The organism is Bacillus sp. PDNC022, assembly GCF_016919285.1.
GTDB lineage: Bacteria > Bacillota > Bacilli > Bacillales > Bacillaceae > Bacillus > Bacillus safensis.
The window spans coordinates 3,532,939-3,549,482 of the sequence record NZ_CP070345.1 but is presented as its reverse complement, the minus strand read 5'-3'; the positions used below and the strand labels follow the sequence as shown (position 1 = coordinate 3,549,482).

Below are 16,544 nucleotides of genomic sequence, written 5' to 3'. Positions count from 1 at the left end.
TGGTCAAAAAGCAAATAGAGCGTGATGCCCTATTTGCTTTTTGGCACGTTACTTTTTCTTTTTACGTTTTTGTTTCGGTGCGTTTTCAAATACGCGTTTTTTCTTTTTCTTCTTCTTACGGTTAGTGAACCAGTCGCCGCCTTTAGCGTCTTTTGCCTTATCACCAGATGCCTTTTGACCCCCGCCACCTTTTTTCGCTGGTGGATCTGTCCGTTTTTTGAACTTGAAATCTTTTGGAGATTTACGGCGAGTGCCTTTCATACCGACGATTTCAAAATCAATTGAGTGCTCATCTTTATTAACATTAACGACTTTGACAGTGATTTCGTCACCGATACGGTAGACATTCCCTGTACGTTCACCGATCATGGCAAAGTGCTGTTCATCAAAGCGGTAATAGTCGTCTGTCATGTAGCTGACATGGACGAGACCTTCTATCGTATTCGGCAATTCAACGAATAGTCCAAAGTTCGTCACGGAACTAATCATGCCATCAAACTCTTCACCGATTTTATCTAGCATAAACTCTGCCTTCTTCAGATCATCTGTTTCACGCTCTGCATCGACTGAGCGGCGCTCCATCGTGGAGGCATGATCTGCGATTTCAGGCAGCAGCTGGCCCCACTTCTCTAGGGTTGCTTCATCTGTCTTTTTCTGAATCAAATAGGTTCTAATCAGTCTATGCACGATTAAATCCGGATAACGGCGGATCGGTGATGTGAAGTGTGTATAGAATTCCGTTGATAATCCAAAATGGCCAATGCTTTCTGGATCATACTTCGCCTGTTTCATAGAGCGAAGCATCACAGTTTGAATGACGACTTCTTCCGGTTGATCCCTGACAGCATCAAGGACACTTTGAAGTGCACGCGGGTGAATGTTCGTTGACGTTCCTTTCACAATGTAGCCAAACGTCGTCACAAACTCTAAAAAGCGCTGAAGTTTCTCAGGATTTGGTTCTTCATGAATTCGGTAAATGAACGGAACATTCATCCAGTGGAAATGCTCTGCAACCGTTTCGTTTGCAACAAGCATGAATTCTTCAATTAATTTCTCTGCAACGGAACGCTCACGAATGACAACGTCTTTCGCTGCGCCTTCATCGTCTACAAGCACCTTTGCTTCCTTGAAGTCAAAATCTACAGCTCCGCGCTCCATTCGTTTGTCACGAAGAATCTCTGCAAGTTTCTCCATCTCTTGGAACATCGGCACGAGCGGCTCATATTTATTTAGAAGCTCTTCGTCTTGTTCGACTAAAATCTTATTCACATCGGAATAGGTCATTCTCTCCGTCGTTTTGATCACACTTTGGAAAATCTCGTGTTTGACGACTTTCCCGTTTCGATCAATGACCATTTCACAAGACAGCGTGAGACGATCGACCTTTGGATTTAATGAACATATACCGTTTGACAAACGATGCGGAATCATTGGAATGACGCGGTCAACGAGATACACACTTGTTCCACGTTCATAAGCTTCCTGATCAATAGGAGAATTCTCTGTGACATAATGAGAAACGTCTGCAATGTGCACGCCAAGCTTATATTTGCCATCATCCAGCTTTTGCACAGTTACGGCATCATCTAAGTCCTTCGCATCTGCACCGTCAATTGTCACAATCGTTTCATTGCGCAAGTCGCGTCTGCCTTCAAGGTCTTTTTCATCAATCGTTTCCGGTGTGTCTACTGCCTGCTGAAGTGCTTCTTCTGGGAACTCACCTGGCAGACCGTGTTTATGAATGATCGACAAAATATCGATGCCAGGGTCATTTTTATGACCAAGGATTTCAGTCACTTCACCCTCAGCGCTCATTCTTCCTTCAGGGTAGCTTGTCAGCGTAACAACAACTTTATGACCTTCGACCGCTCCGTTTTTAGCGGACTTTGGAATGAAGATATCGTTTGTGATTTTTTTATCATCAGGGATGACAAAACCAAAGCTTTTCGTTTCTGTGTAGGTACCGACAACCGTCTGAGTATTGCGCTCCAGAATGCGGATAACAGTTCCTTCTTTTTTCGTGCCGTTTGATTTGTGGCTGACACGTACCATGACGGTATCGCCATTCATCGCTGTGCCTAGCTCATTTGGGGGAATGAAAATATCATCCTGTCCAAACTCTTCTGGCGTCACAAATGCAAATCCTTTTGCATGAGCAGACAGCTTTCCTTTTACCAAATTCATTTTTTCTGGTACACCGTAACGATCGCTGCGCGTGCGAACAATGAGTCCTTGATCTTCCAGCGTCACAAGTGCCTTGACGAGCTCTTTATAATCATCAGGATTGGTAATCTCCATCATGACTTCCAGCTCTTGAACGGTTAACGGTTTATACGCTTCTTCTTTCATAAAAGCGAGTAATTCATCCATAAATTCTTCTTTTTGCACACTCTAACCCCCTATATATTTAAATTGACCAATCAAGTGATTCTAAGAATGCATAGACATCCTGATGAACCTTCTCCCGCTCTTTATCAAGCGTGATGACATGGCCTGATTCTTCATACCATTTCAGATGCTTATCATCTGTCTCTACTTCGTTATAAATGATATTCGCACTGTCTGTATTAATCATATGATCGTGACGTGCCTGCACAACAAAAGTAGGTGAATAGATCATGTCGACATTGTTTCTGACATCTGCAATCAGTTCTTGCAGGCTCCTCAGTGTATCCATTGGTGTTTTCTTGAATGCTTCCATTTCTTGTTCAATTTGGTCCTCTGACTTACCCTCAAATTTCTTATAGTTACGGGCATAATCTAGTACACCCTGGTACATGACTTCTTCACTTTTTATGTACATAGGTGCACACATAGGTACAATTCCCTTTACAGGTACAGTGTAACCTAATTTCAATGAAAAAACTCCTCCGAGGGATAGTCCGCAAACCGCAATCTCCTCATAGCCCTCATCTTTTAAGAATTGATAGCCTTCTTCTACATCTTTCCACCAGTCAGTAGGGCCTGTATGGACAAGCTCTTCTGGCGGCACACCGTGTCCTTTATATTGAGGCGCATGACATGTATATCCTCTTTCGTTCAAATAACGGCCAAGCATTCGAACATCGGCTGTATTCCCAGTAAAACCGTGAAGAAGAAGCACCGCCTTTTCTCCACCTTTAAACGTAAATGGTTTTGGTGTAACAACTTTCATGATGTGACTTCCTTTCCTTCTGATATGGTTTATATTTTCCACTTGTATGTATGAAACAAACACAAAAGAGTGCTGATAATAAAAAAAGGTCTGAAAAAAGATCAGACCTTCTGTTACTCGCGCTTTACACGCCTAAATATGCCAATGCGAGTGTTAAGATGAAGAAAAGCACTGACAAAATAACCGTTAATCGGTGAAGAATCAAGTCAAGGCCTCTCGCTTTTTGCTTACCGAAAAGCTGCTCGGCTCCACCTGAAATAGCGCCTGACAGTCCAGCACTTTTACTTGATTGTAGTAATACAACGATGATAAGTGCGATACTGACAATTACGAGTAATGTGATAACAAATGCGTGCATGAAAACACCTCCAGACAAACTGGTACACATAACTTTATTTTACATGAAAACAAGGTGCATGTCACGAAACATCAAAATAAAGATTTCCTATATATTGTCGACTTGATTCGTTATTTTGATACAATTTCGTTCCAAAGTGCTGATTGCAGCATTTTTATATGCAATTTTCGGTTAAAAACTCAATTTTAATGAGTTGCTTCTTCCTTCAATAGCTGTTTTAATTCTACTAACAAACGTTCAGCTCCTTCAGGACTCAGCATCACGCTCCCATTTCCATAGCTTTTGTTGTACTTCGTCACTTGTCCCGTTAGCAGGCAGCTCTTATCTGCATCATATTTTTTCAGCATAATGGTTTGATCTTCGATGAAAATTTCTAACAGCTGCTCTTCTTTAATATTGAGTACCTTGCGCATTTCTGAGGGCAGAACAATTCTGCCGAGAGAATCAATGTGTCTGACCATTCCAGTCCTTTTCAATGACAATTCCTCCTTGATGATGATATGATGATTTTATTTATTGACTTTTGTCAACATCTTCATAGTAAAATAGATCTTCAAATTTTTTATCAAAGTAATGAATCATTTTACCAATGACAAGCTGTCCTGGTTTTCGGTGACCATTTAATACTCTGCTAAGTGTGGCAGGAGAGATGCCAATTTCATCAGCGAGCTGATTTAAGGACATATCGTTCTCGATCATATACTGCATGACAAAAGCCCGCCTGATCTGAATCTTTTCGACCATCATTACAACCTCCTATGGAATCTTTATGTACAGCATGTAAGGCTCTCACATCAAGCAATTTCATTAACTTATGTCAACACTTTTACCCCTCTGCTATTTCCTTTGGTCAATGATCATACTAAAATAAGTCATATACTGAAATGTGAGGTTCGATGTCATGAATCACTTTGGTGAACAATTACGCATTTTAAGAGAAAATAGAAAAATGTCGGTCAATCAGCTTGCCATGTATTCAGGTGTAAGCGCTGCTGGTATTTCTCGTATTGAAAATGGAAAGCGCGGTGTGCCAAAGCCTTTAACCATAAAAAAATTAGCACACGCCTTGAAGGTGCCTTATGAGGATTTAATGCTGCTTGCCGGTCATATTGAACAGGAACAAGTTCATGAAATGAAACCGAAATATGAGTCCATGTTAAAAATCTATCAAACGGCGCTTCAAAAGGATGTAGAACATCTTCCCATTTTTGACGGGGACAAATGGGAAAGGCTCTCCGCACAAGACATCAGCCAGCTGAATGAATACTTTCTCACGCTCATCAACCAAAAAAGGTGAACAAATAGCGGGGCATAAACCTAATGTACATCCACCATTAACTAATGTCAATATTTTCATGGTATACTTATTGCCAATAGTCAACAAATCAAGTAAAATAGACATATCGAATCTATAACCATGTGAGGTTTTGCGTTGATGAACTTTGGTGCATATTTAAGAGCATTACGTGAGGAAAAGAAGCTGTCGGTGAACCAATTAGCGATGTATTCTGAGGTCAGCGCTGCCGGTATATCTCGTATTGAAAACGGGAAACGCGGCATTCCGAAACCTCCTACGATTAAAAAGCTAGCTGGTGCGTTAAAAATACCTTATGAAGACATGATGCAGGCTGCGGGCTATATTGAGGAAGCCGCTTCTGTCCATCAGCTCGATGAAGATGATCTGGCTTTATCCAAAATAAAGGAAGCCGCAGCGCAATATGAACTTGCTGATCTCGAAATATTTGATGGTGACATTTGGTCTACCCTTTCGAAAAAAGAAATAGAGGACCTCAACCGCTATTTGTTATTTATGTTAAACAGCCGTTCGTCCTCATAAATGTTTAAGCTTTTTGCGCCGATTTATGACAGATTTACGGTATAATGGGTTCAGATTGGAGTGAAGAAAGATGAATCAATCTGACATGTGCCCGCGGTTTGAAAAAGCAGTTGAGTTATTGAGTAAACGCTGGGTGGCACTGATTGTTTTTCAGCTTCTCTCAGGTCAGCAGCGCTTTAGTGAAATTGAGGCAGCTCTGACAAATTTAAGCGGAAGAGTATTATCTGAGAGATTAAAAGAGCTGGAAGCAGCAGGTATTGTAAAACGGGAGGTTTTTGCTGAAACACCCGTGCGTATTGAGTATTCTTTAACAGATATGGGGCGTTCACTTGCACCCGTTTTTGAGGAAATTGCGAAGTGGTCCTCTGAATGGATCACGCTTGAATCATAAAATACCAGCATGCGGACCGCCTGATCATCATAAAACAACCTCCCTTACAGATGTAAGGGAGGTTTTGTCTTTTCAACCGCTTAAGCAGATGTGATATTTTTCTCAGCTAACGCTTTTCTTTCTTTTTTCTTGTTTGTCGGGCTTAAATAGCGTTCGAGCCAGCCCATGACAAGGTCAGCGATAATAGCCATGAGTGCAGTTGGAATCGCACCTGCTAAAATGATAGCCGTTCCGTTGGTGGCGTTTGACCCTCTGATGATGATATCACCAAGACCTCCCGCGCCTACAAATGTTCCAATCGCTGTAATACCGATAGCGATGACCAATGCGGTTCTTAAACCAGCCATAATGACTGATAAAGCAAGCGGTAATTCAACCATTCTCAGCACTTGCCATTTCGTCATCCCCATCGCTTTACCTGACTCTAAATAGGCATGTTCAATGCTGACAATGCCTGTGTATGTGTTTCTGATAATCGGCAGAAGCGAATACAGAAAGAGTGACAGGATGACTGTATTTGCGCCAAGTCCTAATACAAGCATCAACACGGAAAGCATCGCTAATGCCGGTATCGTTTGAATGACGTTTGTAATGGCAAAGACCCAATTGCTCAGCTTGCGGTAATGCGCCACAAAGATGCCTACTGGAATCCCGACAATCGCCGCAAACAACACCCCATACGCTGACATGAGAAAATGCCGATAAAATTCTTCTAACACATATGACCCGTTCTGCTGATAATACGTCCATAATTGCTCCAGTGTGTCCATCAGCCGTGACACCTCCCAATCTTACTCAAAGTAATTGTGTTTTTTCAAGAAATTCTTCGCAACGGTTGCTGGTTCTTGAAGCTCCCCGTCGACTTGGTAGTTGAGCTCTTGCATTTGTTCTGTATCGATTTTTCCGATCAGCCTGTTGATCACCTTATCAAGCCCTGGATTCTCTTTTAAAACTTTCTCCGGGACTACTGGCGATGCATCATATGGCGGGAAGAACCGTTTATCATCTTTTAAGATTTTGAGGTTATAGGCTTTGATTCGTCCATCTGTTGAATAGGCAAGCACAATATCCATTTTTTCATTCTTTAGAGCATCATAGACTAAACCAATCTGCATCGGATACGTGTTTCCAAATTTAATCCCGTATGTTTTCACGAACCCATCATAGCCGTCGCCTTTCTTTTTGAGCCAAATATTATCGACTCCAAACCGGTAATTGTTCGCATTCTTTTTCAAATCAGAGACCGTTTCTAACTTGTTTTCCTTCGCCATCTTCTCCGTCACAGCAAAGGCATACGTATTATCAAATCCATAAGAATTAAACCATTTGTAATCATAGCGTTTCTTAAATTCTTTTTGGACGATGTCCATCGCACGCTTCGGGTCTTTTTCCGCATCCATTCCAAGGGTACTTGTTAAATCCGTGCCTGAATATCTTGTGGCAGAAATATCAATATCACCGTTTTCCATTGCTTTCTGCTGAACGGTATTGGAGCCTAGGTTTTTCACAACGGTCGTCTTTTTATCTGTGTAATGTTCAATCATATCGCCAACCATATAGGCCATAATTTCTGATTCGGTAAAGTTCTGTGCTCCAATTCGCAGCGTGCCCCCTGAGGAGCCGGCTAGTCCAGGAAGTGAACAGCCGCTTATCAATAGCAAGCATCCGGCAAGCAGTGCACTGATCCATGTTGTTTTTCGATTCTTCACATAAGCCAACTCCTTATGAAACTTCCTTCAATCCTTTTAAGCCTTCTGGTGTTACTTTTTTCTCTAGCTTCATTAATGATAAGTCGATGATGACTGCTAAAATTGTGACTGGAATCGCACCCGCAATAATGAATTCAGGCTGATACAGCTGAAGTCCAATTAAAATGTAGTCACCTAGACCGCCTCCACCGATAAAGGCCGCAAGTGTTGTCCAGCCAATCAAATAGATCGTTGACGTTCTGACACCTGCCATAATGACCGGTACAGCAAGCGGGAGTTCAACAAGACGAATTTGTTCCCATGTTGTCATCCCGATTCCTTTACCGGATTCGAGCAAGTTTTTGTTCACACCTTGGACCCCGGCATACGTATTTCTTAAAATAGGTAAAACCGAATAGAAAAAGAGAGCAACGATTGCAGGTATTTTCCCAACCCCCAAAATAGGAATAAAAAAGGCAAGAATCGCTAAACTAGGGAGTGTTTGAAAGATATTCACAACACCGATGATAAAACCTGCGCCTCGTTTCATTCGTGTGAGAACCACGCCTAAAGGAACGGCAACAAGAATACCGAGCACGACAGCAATTAAGGAAATATATAAATGCTCCCACATTTTTGTGAGGAGTTCCCCACCATTTTTCTCTAGAAAGTCGATGATTTGATCCATGTGTACACCTCCCTTAATTCATTTCAGTGACAGCCGCCGGCGTATCGTCTCCCCAAATGGAGTCGTACACAACATCTACAAGACTTGCACGTGTCACAATGCCTTTTAAGTGCCCTTCTGCATCCACAACCGGTACATATTTAATGCCGCGTATTAAGATTTTCCGGACAGTGTCTCTTAGAAGTGCCCCTTCTTGTACGGTATAGAACTCTGTATTTAAAATATCACCGACGAAAGCTGCTTTTCTGCGGTTCGCATCGATTGTTTCAATATCGATATAGCCTTTTAGCACATGATGTTCATCTACTACAAGCAAGGAATCGACCCGCTTTTCTCTCATGATGTAGATGGCATCTGTTAATGTTTTTTCAACTGTAATGGTGACTGGTGACGTGTTCATCATTTGTTCTACACGTTCCATATTCGGATTCGATTGAAGCAGACGTTCTTTCCCGATGAATTCTTCTACGAATTCATTGGCTGGGTTCCGCAGAATATCGTCAGGCGTACCTACTTGGACAATCTCTCCATCTTTTAAAATCACAATTCGATCAGCTAGTTTAATGGCTTCGTCCATGTCATGTGTGACGAATACGATGGTTTTATTTAACGTTTTTTGCAGTTTCTTAAATTCTTCCTGCAATGAATCTCGTGTGATTGGATCAAGTGCGCCAAACGGTTCATCCATGAGGATCAGAGGGGGTTCCGCTGCTAGTGCGCGAAGAACACCGATGCGCTGCTGCTGTCCTCCGCTGAGTTCATGAGGATAGCGCTCTAAATATTCCGGTCCCATGTCGACAAGCTTCAACAGTTCACGTGCCCGTTCTTTTCGTTTTTCTTCCGGCCATTTTAACAGCTTCGGAACAAGTGAAATATTTTGTGCGATGGTCATATGGGGAAACAGTCCAATTTGCTGAATCACATAGCCAATTTCTCTTCTTAATTGGACTGGATCTTTTTTCATAATATTTTCTCCCTCGATGAAGATTTTTCCTGAGGAAGGTTCGATAAGTCGGTTGATCATCTTCATGGTTGTTGTCTTACCACAGCCACTCGGTCCAATAAAACAAATAAATTCTCCTTTTGCTATTTCTAAATCAATATTTTTGACAGCCTTTTTTCCGCCTTTATACGTCTTAGATACATTCTCTAGTTTCAGCAAATGAGACACCTCCAATTAGTCGGATCAATATTTTCAGAAAATTTACACCTTATTTATTATAGTGCAAACTTTATAAAATAAAAAGTTTATGATGTGTTTGTATTGCATAACATTTATTTAAAATTTTCAGTTAACGGGCTGATAGATAGAGATCTCTCCTTTTTCCTCCAAATTACGAGCAAATACTCAATATTTATTGTTTTCATCAACAAACAGGTATATGATATATTGTGTTACAAATTGTCAGTCGTGAAGGGATGAATCGGGGAGTGGACAAGCTAGCGTTAGGCGCCATTCAAAAAGCACAGGATCATTATATTGAAAAAGCTGCCGAGAACATGAATGCCTTTGGTCTTTCTTCTACAGTGGGTAGAGTGCTTGGTATCATTCACATGAACCGTAAACCAATGACGCTTGGAGAGCTATCAGAGGCGACAGGCATGAGCAAAACGAGAATGAGTCAAGTCGTTCGAGAAATGCTCGATTTGAATATTGCGGAAAAGGTTTATGAAAAAGGAATACGTAAAGATCTATACGACGTTGAGCAAGATCAATACCAAACGTTTATTTCCTTGTTTGCAGCCAATTGGTCCCGAGTTGTCAGCAAAAACCGCAAGGCACATAAGAAAACGTGCAAGGAATTGCTGGAACTGCTTGAACAGGATGACCTGCCAAAAGAGACAGAGGATAAAATCAATCTACTTCTTTCAGAAATCAAGGAAAGCCTTGATTACTATGATTGGATTAGCCGCTTAATTGAATTCTTTGAAAGTGAAGAAGTGTTTAAGCATGTGCCGAAACCTTAAAAAAAGCTGTTTTATTTTACATCATTGTAGAAAAAAACAGCTTTTTTATATACACTTATTGCATAAACATTGGAAACATTCCTTTTAAGCCTGCGCCGATCATTTCAACTGCTACTACAGCAAGAATTAATCCCATTAACCGCGTCACGACATTCATCTCTGTTTTCCCCATTTTCCGCATAATGAAACTTGAATAATGAAAAGCATAATAGGTCATTGCCAGAACGATGACAATGCCGATTAAAATCGCCAACATATGAAGCATCACTTGACTTCCCGGAGTTAAGCTCATCACTGTAGCGATTGTACCGGGACCAGCGATAATCGGGATCGCCAGCGGCGTAACGGAGACATCAGCCTTCTCTTTGCTTTCTGCCTTTTCTTCAGAATGTGGATTTTGGACATGAGACTCCTTTGCATTCAGCAAATTGTAAGCGATACCAAAAATAAAAATACCTCCGGCGATGCGGAGTGCGTGAATATCGATCCCAAACAATTTGAAAATGAGCCTGCCTGCCAATAAAAAGGCAATCAAAATAATGAAAGAGACCACAATGGCTTTTTTGGCTGTCTGGGAGCGTTCTTTCTCTGTATACCCTTCAGTTAAGGTGATAAAAAGAGGCACGTTTCCAATAGGGTTTGATACAGCAAATAATGAAACCACGACATGAATCATAAAGGAAATCAACAGACACCCTCCTTTTTTTCATAGTGTCTGCCAATCTGATGTGAATATTCCCTTGTGATGTTAAAACCTGTATATATTTAACCGATGATAATAAAGGTTTTAAAGAAAGGGGAATGACACATGAAGAAAACGATCACTATCGTCCTTTTATCTGTTGCGGTTTTAGGCGCAGCCGGCTGGGTGGTTTGGCAGCAGCAGACCATCATAGCAGCTGAGGAAAAACATCAGCAAGAAAGCAAAACGAACGATGAGCAGCTTTCGAAGTTAAAATCAGATCAAGCGGATATGAAGCATGAAAACGAAGATCAAAAAAAGAAACTGTCTACCATTACCAAAAAGCTCAAAGACGAAAAGAAAGCTTATCAAAAAGAAGTCAAGCAGCGTAGAGTACTTGAGGCAAAAATCGAGCAGCTTCAAAAAGAGCTGACAGCAGCGAAAGCCACTGCTCAAGCGAATAAGCAGAGAGCACAGGCTGCAAGGAAACCAACTGTCAAAAAAGACCCAAATGTCACCCACAATCCTCCCTCACAATGGGTACAGGATCAATATGATTGGGGTGTGAAACAAGGGTATATTAAAGAATAGAAAGGATGAAAAAACATGATACAAATTCGGCCATTGTCAGGTGATCAATCTGTCCCTATGGATCTTTTACTCTTAGCTGATCCTTCAAAGGAAAAGGTTCTTACTTATGTGCAATCCGGCTCTTGTTATGCCGCGTATCATGAACAGGACGTGATTGGTGTCTATGTGCTTTTATCTCTGTCTCAGCAGACAGTCGAAATCATCAATGTCGCCGTGAAGGAATCATGGCAAGGAAAAGGAATTGGAAAGCAGCTGATCCGCCATGCCATTGCTGAAGCGAAAGCCGCCGGTTTTCACACGGTTGAAATCGGCACAGGCAACTCGAGCATTCAGCAGCTCGCACTTTATCAGAAATGCGGCTTCCGCATGACATCTATTGACCACGATTTCTTTCTTAAGCATTATGATGAACCGATTTTTGAAAATGGCATTCAGTGTATGGATATGGTACGGCTGTCACTCACTTTGCAAGCAGACTGATGTTTTGTTCCGTCTGCTTTTTTTTATGTTCTGCGCTTTTTTACCACATGCTTCACATATTGAATGAAGAAATAAAGCACGGCGCCAGCTAAAAAGCAGACAACACATCCAAAGAGCGTCGCCTCCGAACTGAATTGATACTCTTCAATTTTCATGATATAAAATGGCATGCCAAACATTGTTGGACTTGATTCAACATGATTGACCTCTAGCAGCAGTAAAAAAACAGGGGTCATAAACACAGCAAATACATACAGCATTGCAAGTGTTAAACCGCTGGAAAACGAATGAAATACTTTAATCATCTCTTCCTCTCCTTCATCTCTTTTAAACTGGCTGTGATATTTTTCCCGTCTGGGCAAGCTGGATGCAGCATCACCGTATTTAGTAAAGAAAAAAACAGCAGCTGATGACTGACCGGATGCTTCCATATCATAAAAAGCACAATTGAACAAAGTACCGGAAAGAGCGGCCCTGCAAGTGCCACCATCATATTGAAGCTCGGCCGGGCAAATGTTTCATGGACAACCGCCACATGCTTCCAATCAATCGTTATCACAAAATCAAAGGGCGGCCTTTTTTCGATTTTGTTACACAACATGACCATCAGCATATGACCGAGTTCATGTATCACCACAACCGCTAGGAAACTACACACAAGCTCTATCATCGCAAGACAGGCCTCTTTAACATGACCGTATATATACAGCTATAAAATGCAAGTGAACCTAGTAGATAAGCAGTGGCGAGAAGATACACATCTGATGAAAGCCACTTCAATAAAAGCATATCGATGAAGCTGAATACAGCAATCATCATTACGATGACAAACAGTTTATTAAACTCACTGATCTTTACGATAAACCCTGTACAGGCCGCCATGACAGTAATCAACAAAATGGACAAACTTGCGAGGCCATGACCTTCACTTTCAATGCCTATCACCATAGATGCAAGCCCAATAAACACAAAATATATCAACAAATTAATAGCGTAATAAAATAAAATTCTCGACAATAAATAAGCACCCTTTGATGTATTTAACATAAAGATAGCCCTTTGATTCATATGATATTCTCTGCCAATCATCAGCGGAAGCATGATCAATATTTCCTTTAACGCATACTGCACAATAAAAGCATACAGCCAGCCGGTTTCTACCGGTGTAAAAACAAATGGCAGCCCCGCCGTCAAACAAACGAGAAATAGAAACAAAATGCCCTGTTCTTTAAAAACAGCTGACCGGCTGAAATAGACCAATTCCTGCCGCAGGTGCGTCAGAAAGGAAGATTGCGTTCTGATTTTCTTGTAAGAAAACGACTTCACCTCTGTTTTCAGCTGCAAAAACATCCGATGGACATAAGAAGCCGATAACCCCTTCAGCCATAGCCAGCCAGCGCTTAGAAGGATCACGAGAAATAGGAGATAGACTGATGGCCATACGCTGATCATCTCCATTGCTTTTTGCAAAAGGAGAAACACCAAAAGATTCAACACCGCAAAGCCGAGCGTTTGCAGCAGCAAATGCTCTTTTGTTTTTGAGACGAAATGGCTCACAGCAATCCGCATCACCATCCAAGAAGCAAGCGCAAGCAGCGCCAGTACACAGCAAGTCATGCAAACAGTCGTTATCCAATACAGAGATAGTGCCTGACCGCTGATCAAAAGGCCTAATACAATCGGCAAAAAAAGCAGTCCAACCATGAGGAAACAAAAGAGCACTGGAAAGAAATACACACAAAGGACAAATGGCACACTTTGTATCGCACTATTCAAAAAGTAGAATTGATATTCCTGACGCTTTAATTTATTGCGGGATAACACAATACCTGCACCTAAAAGTAAAAGCGTCATTTTCATCAATTGTAGGTATAAAGCAGCCGGCTCACTTTCTCCTGCCTGCATAAAAAAGCGCAGACTGATGACGACGTATATCGCATACATGAGTAAGAAAAAAGCGGCGGCAGCGAGAAGCTGTATAGGGTACTTTTTTGCGAGCTGCTTTCCTTTCGTTGTCAGCATCCCCCATTCTATTTTATGAAGAACGTGTCGTGTCCAGATCATTGAGTAACCTCTCCACCTGCATATAGTAATCTCGATTCACTTCTTTATAAATCTCTTCAAGTGCCTGATGAGGAAATGTGTGATTCGTTTCTTGACGGGACATATCCAGCTTGACGTCACCATTTCTTAAGATCATGAGATGGTCATAAAGCGTATCACCAAAGCTCAAATGATGGGTTGAAATGAGAATGCCAGCGCCTTGATCTCTCAGCTTCATGAGCACCTTTTTTAAGATGATCATCATATCTGGATCAAGTCCGTTCGTTGGCTCATCGAACACATAATAATCACATGGCCTGAGGAGCTGTGAAATGATCTGCGTTTTCTTTTGATTACCATGAGACAGCTGAGCGATAGGCTGATCCATATACGAACCCAGCTCAAACAGATCGATGAACGTCTCTTCCCGTGTGACATCTTGCTCATTTGGCAGCTGAAGTAATTGAAAGTATTCCCTCGGCGATAAATAATCGAATAACGAATGGTCGTCAGGAATATAGGAAACATGTTTTTTCAACAAGGAGATATGTTCTGAGGATTGAAGGTTCAGCTGCTTACCATGTAAAGTGACACATCCTATAAATGGTGTCAGTCCAAACATGGATTGAATCATCGTCGTCTTTCCCGCACCATTATGCCCCAAAAGCAGCAGCATCTGCCCTTTCTCGACATTCATTTGTATATTACGGAGAGAGAAGGTGCGGCTATAGGTTTTTTCGTTTAATTGTAATGTCAGCATCATATCCCTCCGTTTGTTTCAGATAGAACAGATGACCTTGCATCTGTTCTCATCCCTGTTAATAACCGCACTGGATTTTAACGTACATGCCTAATAATTTGAACTCTCCTAAAAATTTAGAGCCTCGTCCAAAGGTCTTGCATGCCCAAATCAATGCTCCAAGTGAAATAATGCCTAATATAGCGGCAAGAACATAAATCCAAAATGCGTTTTTCTGTACATTCTTAGAAGTTAGAATTCGTTGCTTCCTTTCATCATATGCCGCCAATAGGTGAAGAACATACATATACACACCTACTGGAAAACGAAGACTAAAAGGATTCAGCATCTCATCACCCCCTAATATATGTAAAATGATACCACCCCCTTACAGAAAGCATAAGTTCATTTCAGATCATATTTTTAGTCGATTTTTCATGATTTAGTGCTTATAAATGGAGGGGATTTTGCCTTCTTCTCTAACGGAAGGAGGATTTTTTACAAAAATAGGATAAGCCAAATGAATTAGCCAGCGGATTTCGCTCAACACAAAAAAACGCTGCGTCCCGCTCTCATGAAAGAGTGGAACGCAGCGCATAGCTGACATTATTTATTCAAGTTATAGAATGTTGCAATGCCGTGATATTGTGCTGTTTCAGCCAATTGATCTTCGATGCGAAGTAATTGGTTGTATTTCGCCACACGGTCCGTACGAGACGGAGCACCTGTTTTGATTTGTCCAGCGTTTGTTGCAACAGCGATGTCTGCAATCGTGCTGTCTTCAGTTTCACCAGAACGGTGAGAGATAACAGCTGTGTATCCTGCGCGTTTTGCCATTTCGATTGCATCAAATGTTTCAGTTAATGTACCGATTTGGTTTACTTTGATCAGAATTGAGTTACCAACGCCGTTTTTGATTCCTTCAGAAAGCTTCTTCGTGTTCGTTACGAACAAGTCGTCTCCTACTAGCTGAACCTTGCTGCCAAGGCGCTCAGTTAATAGTTTGTGACCTTCCCAGTCGTTTTCATCAAGGCCGTCTTCGATAGAGATGATTGGGTATTTCGATACCATATCTTCATACCAGTCAACCATTTCAGCAGATGTTTTCACAACACCTTCGCCTGATAAATGATATTTACCGTCTTCTTTGTTGTAGAACTCAGAAGATGCAGCATCCATTGCAAGTTTCACTTCTTCACCTGGTTTGAAGCCAGCTTTTTCGATCGCTTCAACGATTGTTTGAAGTGCTTCTTCGTTAGAACCAAGGTTTGGAGCGAATCCACCTTCGTCACCTACAGCTGTGTTTAAGCCTTTTGCGCTTAATACAGATTTCAGGCTATGGAAGATTTGAGCGCCCATGCGAAGTGCTTCACGGAAGTTCGGTGCACCTACAGGCATAATCATGAATTCTTGAATGTCTACGTTGTTATCCGCATGCTCTCCGCCGTTGACGATGTTCATCATCGGTACTGGAAGCGTTTTGGAGTTGAATCCACCAAGGTATTGATAAAGTGGAATTTGTAAGAAATCAGCAGCCGCACGTGCTACAGCGATAGATACGCCAAGGATTGCGTTTGCGCCTAATTTCCCTTTGTTTTCTGTTCCGTCAAGTTCGATTAACATTTTGTCAATCGCTACTTGTTCTGTTACATCAAAGCCTAAAAGCTCTGGTGCAATGATTTCGTTTACGTTGTTTACAGCTGTCAGAACACCTTTTCCAAGGTAACGGTCTTTGTCTCCGTCACGTAGTTCTACTGCTTCATATTCACCAGTAGAAGCACCACTTGGAACAAGCGCACGGCCAAAGCCGCCAGATTCTGTGTAAACTTCTACTTCAACTGTTGGGTTACCGCGAGAGTCTAATACTTCGCGTGCATATACGTCAACAATGTATGGCATCGTTATTTCTCTCCTTTTGAATCAAT

22 protein-coding genes are annotated in these 16,544 nt (G+C 41.6%); 6 read left to right on the top strand and 16 right to left on the bottom strand.

The features are described 5' to 3' along the window. Nucleotides 1-48 precede the first annotated feature (48 nt). The 5 genes from rnr to JVX94_RS18025 form a co-directional block, all read right to left on the bottom strand. A complete protein-coding gene (rnr, locus tag JVX94_RS18045) occupies nt 49-2,388 on the bottom strand; it encodes a ribonuclease R (RefSeq protein ID WP_095409578.1) in 2,340 nt (779 codons plus the stop codon). A 19-nt stretch (nt 2,389-2,407) separates the two neighbouring features. Beyond that, entirely contained in the window at nt 2,408-3,154 is a 747-nt protein-coding gene (locus JVX94_RS18040; RefSeq protein ID WP_095409579.1) for an alpha/beta hydrolase, read from the bottom strand. A 124-nt stretch (nt 3,155-3,278) separates the two neighbouring features. Further along, a complete protein-coding gene (gene secG, locus JVX94_RS18035) occupies nt 3,279-3,512 on the bottom strand; it encodes a preprotein translocase subunit SecG (protein WP_003212746.1) in 234 nt (77 codons plus the stop codon). Between the two features lie 185 nt (nt 3,513-3,697). Further along, complete coding sequence (locus JVX94_RS18030; RefSeq protein ID WP_024426058.1) at nt 3,698-3,988, bottom strand: AbrB/MazE/SpoVT family DNA-binding domain-containing protein; 291 nt, start codon at nt 3,986-3,988, stop codon at nt 3,698-3,700. A 37-nt stretch (nt 3,989-4,025) separates the two neighbouring features. After that, nucleotides 4,026-4,259 (bottom strand): helix-turn-helix domain-containing protein, encoded by a 234-nt coding sequence (locus tag JVX94_RS18025; protein ID WP_008347669.1) that lies wholly within the window; start codon nt 4,257-4,259, stop codon nt 4,026-4,028. 154 nt (nt 4,260-4,413) lie between these two features. Here JVX94_RS18025 and JVX94_RS18020 point away from each other — a divergent pair, with 154 nt between their 5' ends. The 3 genes from JVX94_RS18020 to JVX94_RS18010 all read left to right on the top strand — a co-directional run bounded on the left by JVX94_RS18020 (nt 4,414) and on the right by JVX94_RS18010 (nt 5,740). Further along, entirely contained in the window at nt 4,414-4,809 is a 396-nt protein-coding gene (locus JVX94_RS18020) for a helix-turn-helix domain-containing protein (protein WP_034280928.1), read from the top strand. 138 nt (nt 4,810-4,947) lie between these two features. Next, entirely contained in the window at nt 4,948-5,349 is a 402-nt protein-coding gene (locus JVX94_RS18015; protein ID WP_275891455.1) for a helix-turn-helix domain-containing protein, read from the top strand. A 70-nt stretch (nt 5,350-5,419) separates the two neighbouring features. Then, nucleotides 5,420-5,740: a catDE operon transcriptional regulator CatR gene (locus JVX94_RS18010; RefSeq protein WP_024423485.1), complete on the top strand. Its 321-nt coding sequence runs from the start codon at nt 5,420-5,422 to the stop codon at nt 5,738-5,740. A gap of 80 nt (nt 5,741-5,820) precedes the next feature. Here the strand turns inward: JVX94_RS18010 and JVX94_RS18005 are convergent, their stop codons facing one another. The 4 genes from JVX94_RS18005 to JVX94_RS17990 are packed head-to-tail and all read right to left on the bottom strand — an operon-like array spanning nt 5,821 to nt 9,278. Beyond that, on the bottom strand, nt 5,821-6,510 hold the full coding sequence (locus JVX94_RS18005; protein WP_205184015.1) for an ABC transporter permease: 690 nt from the start codon (nt 6,508-6,510) through the stop codon (nt 5,821-5,823). 21 nt (nt 6,511-6,531) lie between these two features. Further along, a complete protein-coding gene (locus JVX94_RS18000) occupies nt 6,532-7,449 on the bottom strand; it encodes an osmoprotectant ABC transporter substrate-binding protein (RefSeq protein ID WP_205184013.1) in 918 nt (305 codons plus the stop codon). Between the two features lie 13 nt (nt 7,450-7,462). After that, nucleotides 7,463-8,116: an ABC transporter permease gene (locus JVX94_RS17995; protein WP_024423488.1), complete on the bottom strand. Its 654-nt coding sequence runs from the start codon at nt 8,114-8,116 to the stop codon at nt 7,463-7,465. Nucleotides 8,117-8,129: 13 nt separating this feature from the next. Next, nucleotides 8,130-9,278 carry a betaine/proline/choline family ABC transporter ATP-binding protein gene (locus tag JVX94_RS17990; RefSeq protein ID WP_133744561.1) on the bottom strand — a complete coding sequence of 383 codons (1,149 nt, stop codon included), beginning with the start codon at nt 9,276-9,278 and terminating at the stop codon, nt 8,130-8,132. Nucleotides 9,279-9,547: 269 nt separating this feature from the next. Here JVX94_RS17990 and JVX94_RS17985 point away from each other — a divergent pair, with 269 nt between their 5' ends. After that, nucleotides 9,548-10,084 (top strand): GbsR/MarR family transcriptional regulator, encoded by a 537-nt coding sequence (locus JVX94_RS17985; RefSeq protein ID WP_095410056.1) that lies wholly within the window; start codon nt 9,548-9,550, stop codon nt 10,082-10,084. Nucleotides 10,085-10,139: 55 nt separating this feature from the next. Here the strand turns inward: JVX94_RS17985 and JVX94_RS17980 are convergent, their stop codons facing one another. Further along, nucleotides 10,140-10,772, bottom strand: coding sequence for a MarC family protein (locus JVX94_RS17980; RefSeq protein WP_095409584.1), 633 nt, complete (start codon nt 10,770-10,772; stop codon nt 10,140-10,142). A gap of 120 nt (nt 10,773-10,892) precedes the next feature. Between JVX94_RS17980 and JVX94_RS17975 the strand changes: the two genes are divergently transcribed. Both JVX94_RS17975 and JVX94_RS17970 read left to right on the top strand, forming a co-directional pair. After that, nucleotides 10,893-11,357, top strand: coding sequence for a hypothetical protein (locus tag JVX94_RS17975; protein ID WP_197197661.1), 465 nt, complete (start codon nt 10,893-10,895; stop codon nt 11,355-11,357). A gap of 15 nt (nt 11,358-11,372) precedes the next feature. Continuing rightward, nucleotides 11,373-11,837 carry a GNAT family N-acetyltransferase gene (locus tag JVX94_RS17970; RefSeq protein WP_048237466.1) on the top strand — a complete coding sequence of 155 codons (465 nt, stop codon included), beginning with the start codon at nt 11,373-11,375 and terminating at the stop codon, nt 11,835-11,837. Between the two features lie 23 nt (nt 11,838-11,860). Here JVX94_RS17970 and JVX94_RS17965 read toward each other — a convergent pair whose 3' ends face one another. The 6 genes from JVX94_RS17965 to eno all read right to left on the bottom strand — a co-directional run bounded on the left by JVX94_RS17965 (nt 11,861) and on the right by eno (nt 16,518). Next, complete coding sequence (locus JVX94_RS17965; protein WP_048237467.1) at nt 11,861-12,142, bottom strand: hypothetical protein; 282 nt, start codon at nt 12,140-12,142, stop codon at nt 11,861-11,863. Next, the gene (locus JVX94_RS17960; RefSeq protein WP_095409587.1) at nt 12,139-12,507 is read right to left on the bottom strand and encodes a zinc metalloprotease; all 369 of its coding nucleotides are present in this window, start codon (nt 12,505-12,507) and stop codon (nt 12,139-12,141) included. Before JVX94_RS17960 ends, JVX94_RS17965 begins: the two co-directional genes overlap by 4 nt. After that, complete coding sequence (locus JVX94_RS17955; RefSeq protein ID WP_205184010.1) at nt 12,504-13,901, bottom strand: hypothetical protein; 1,398 nt, start codon at nt 13,899-13,901, stop codon at nt 12,504-12,506. Before JVX94_RS17955 ends, JVX94_RS17960 begins: the two co-directional genes overlap by 4 nt. Beyond that, on the bottom strand, nt 13,873-14,640 hold the full coding sequence (locus JVX94_RS17950) for an ATP-binding cassette domain-containing protein (protein WP_205184007.1): 768 nt from the start codon (nt 14,638-14,640) through the stop codon (nt 13,873-13,875). The genes JVX94_RS17955 and JVX94_RS17950 overlap by 29 nt, the downstream gene beginning before the upstream one ends. Nucleotides 14,641-14,698: 58 nt before the next feature. Continuing rightward, nucleotides 14,699-14,968 carry a hypothetical protein gene (locus tag JVX94_RS17945; RefSeq protein WP_041107838.1) on the bottom strand — a complete coding sequence of 90 codons (270 nt, stop codon included), beginning with the start codon at nt 14,966-14,968 and terminating at the stop codon, nt 14,699-14,701. A gap of 257 nt (nt 14,969-15,225) precedes the next feature. Then, entirely contained in the window at nt 15,226-16,518 is a 1,293-nt protein-coding gene (eno, locus tag JVX94_RS17940; protein ID WP_003212752.1) for a phosphopyruvate hydratase, read from the bottom strand. Nucleotides 16,519-16,544: the final 26 nt, after the last annotated feature.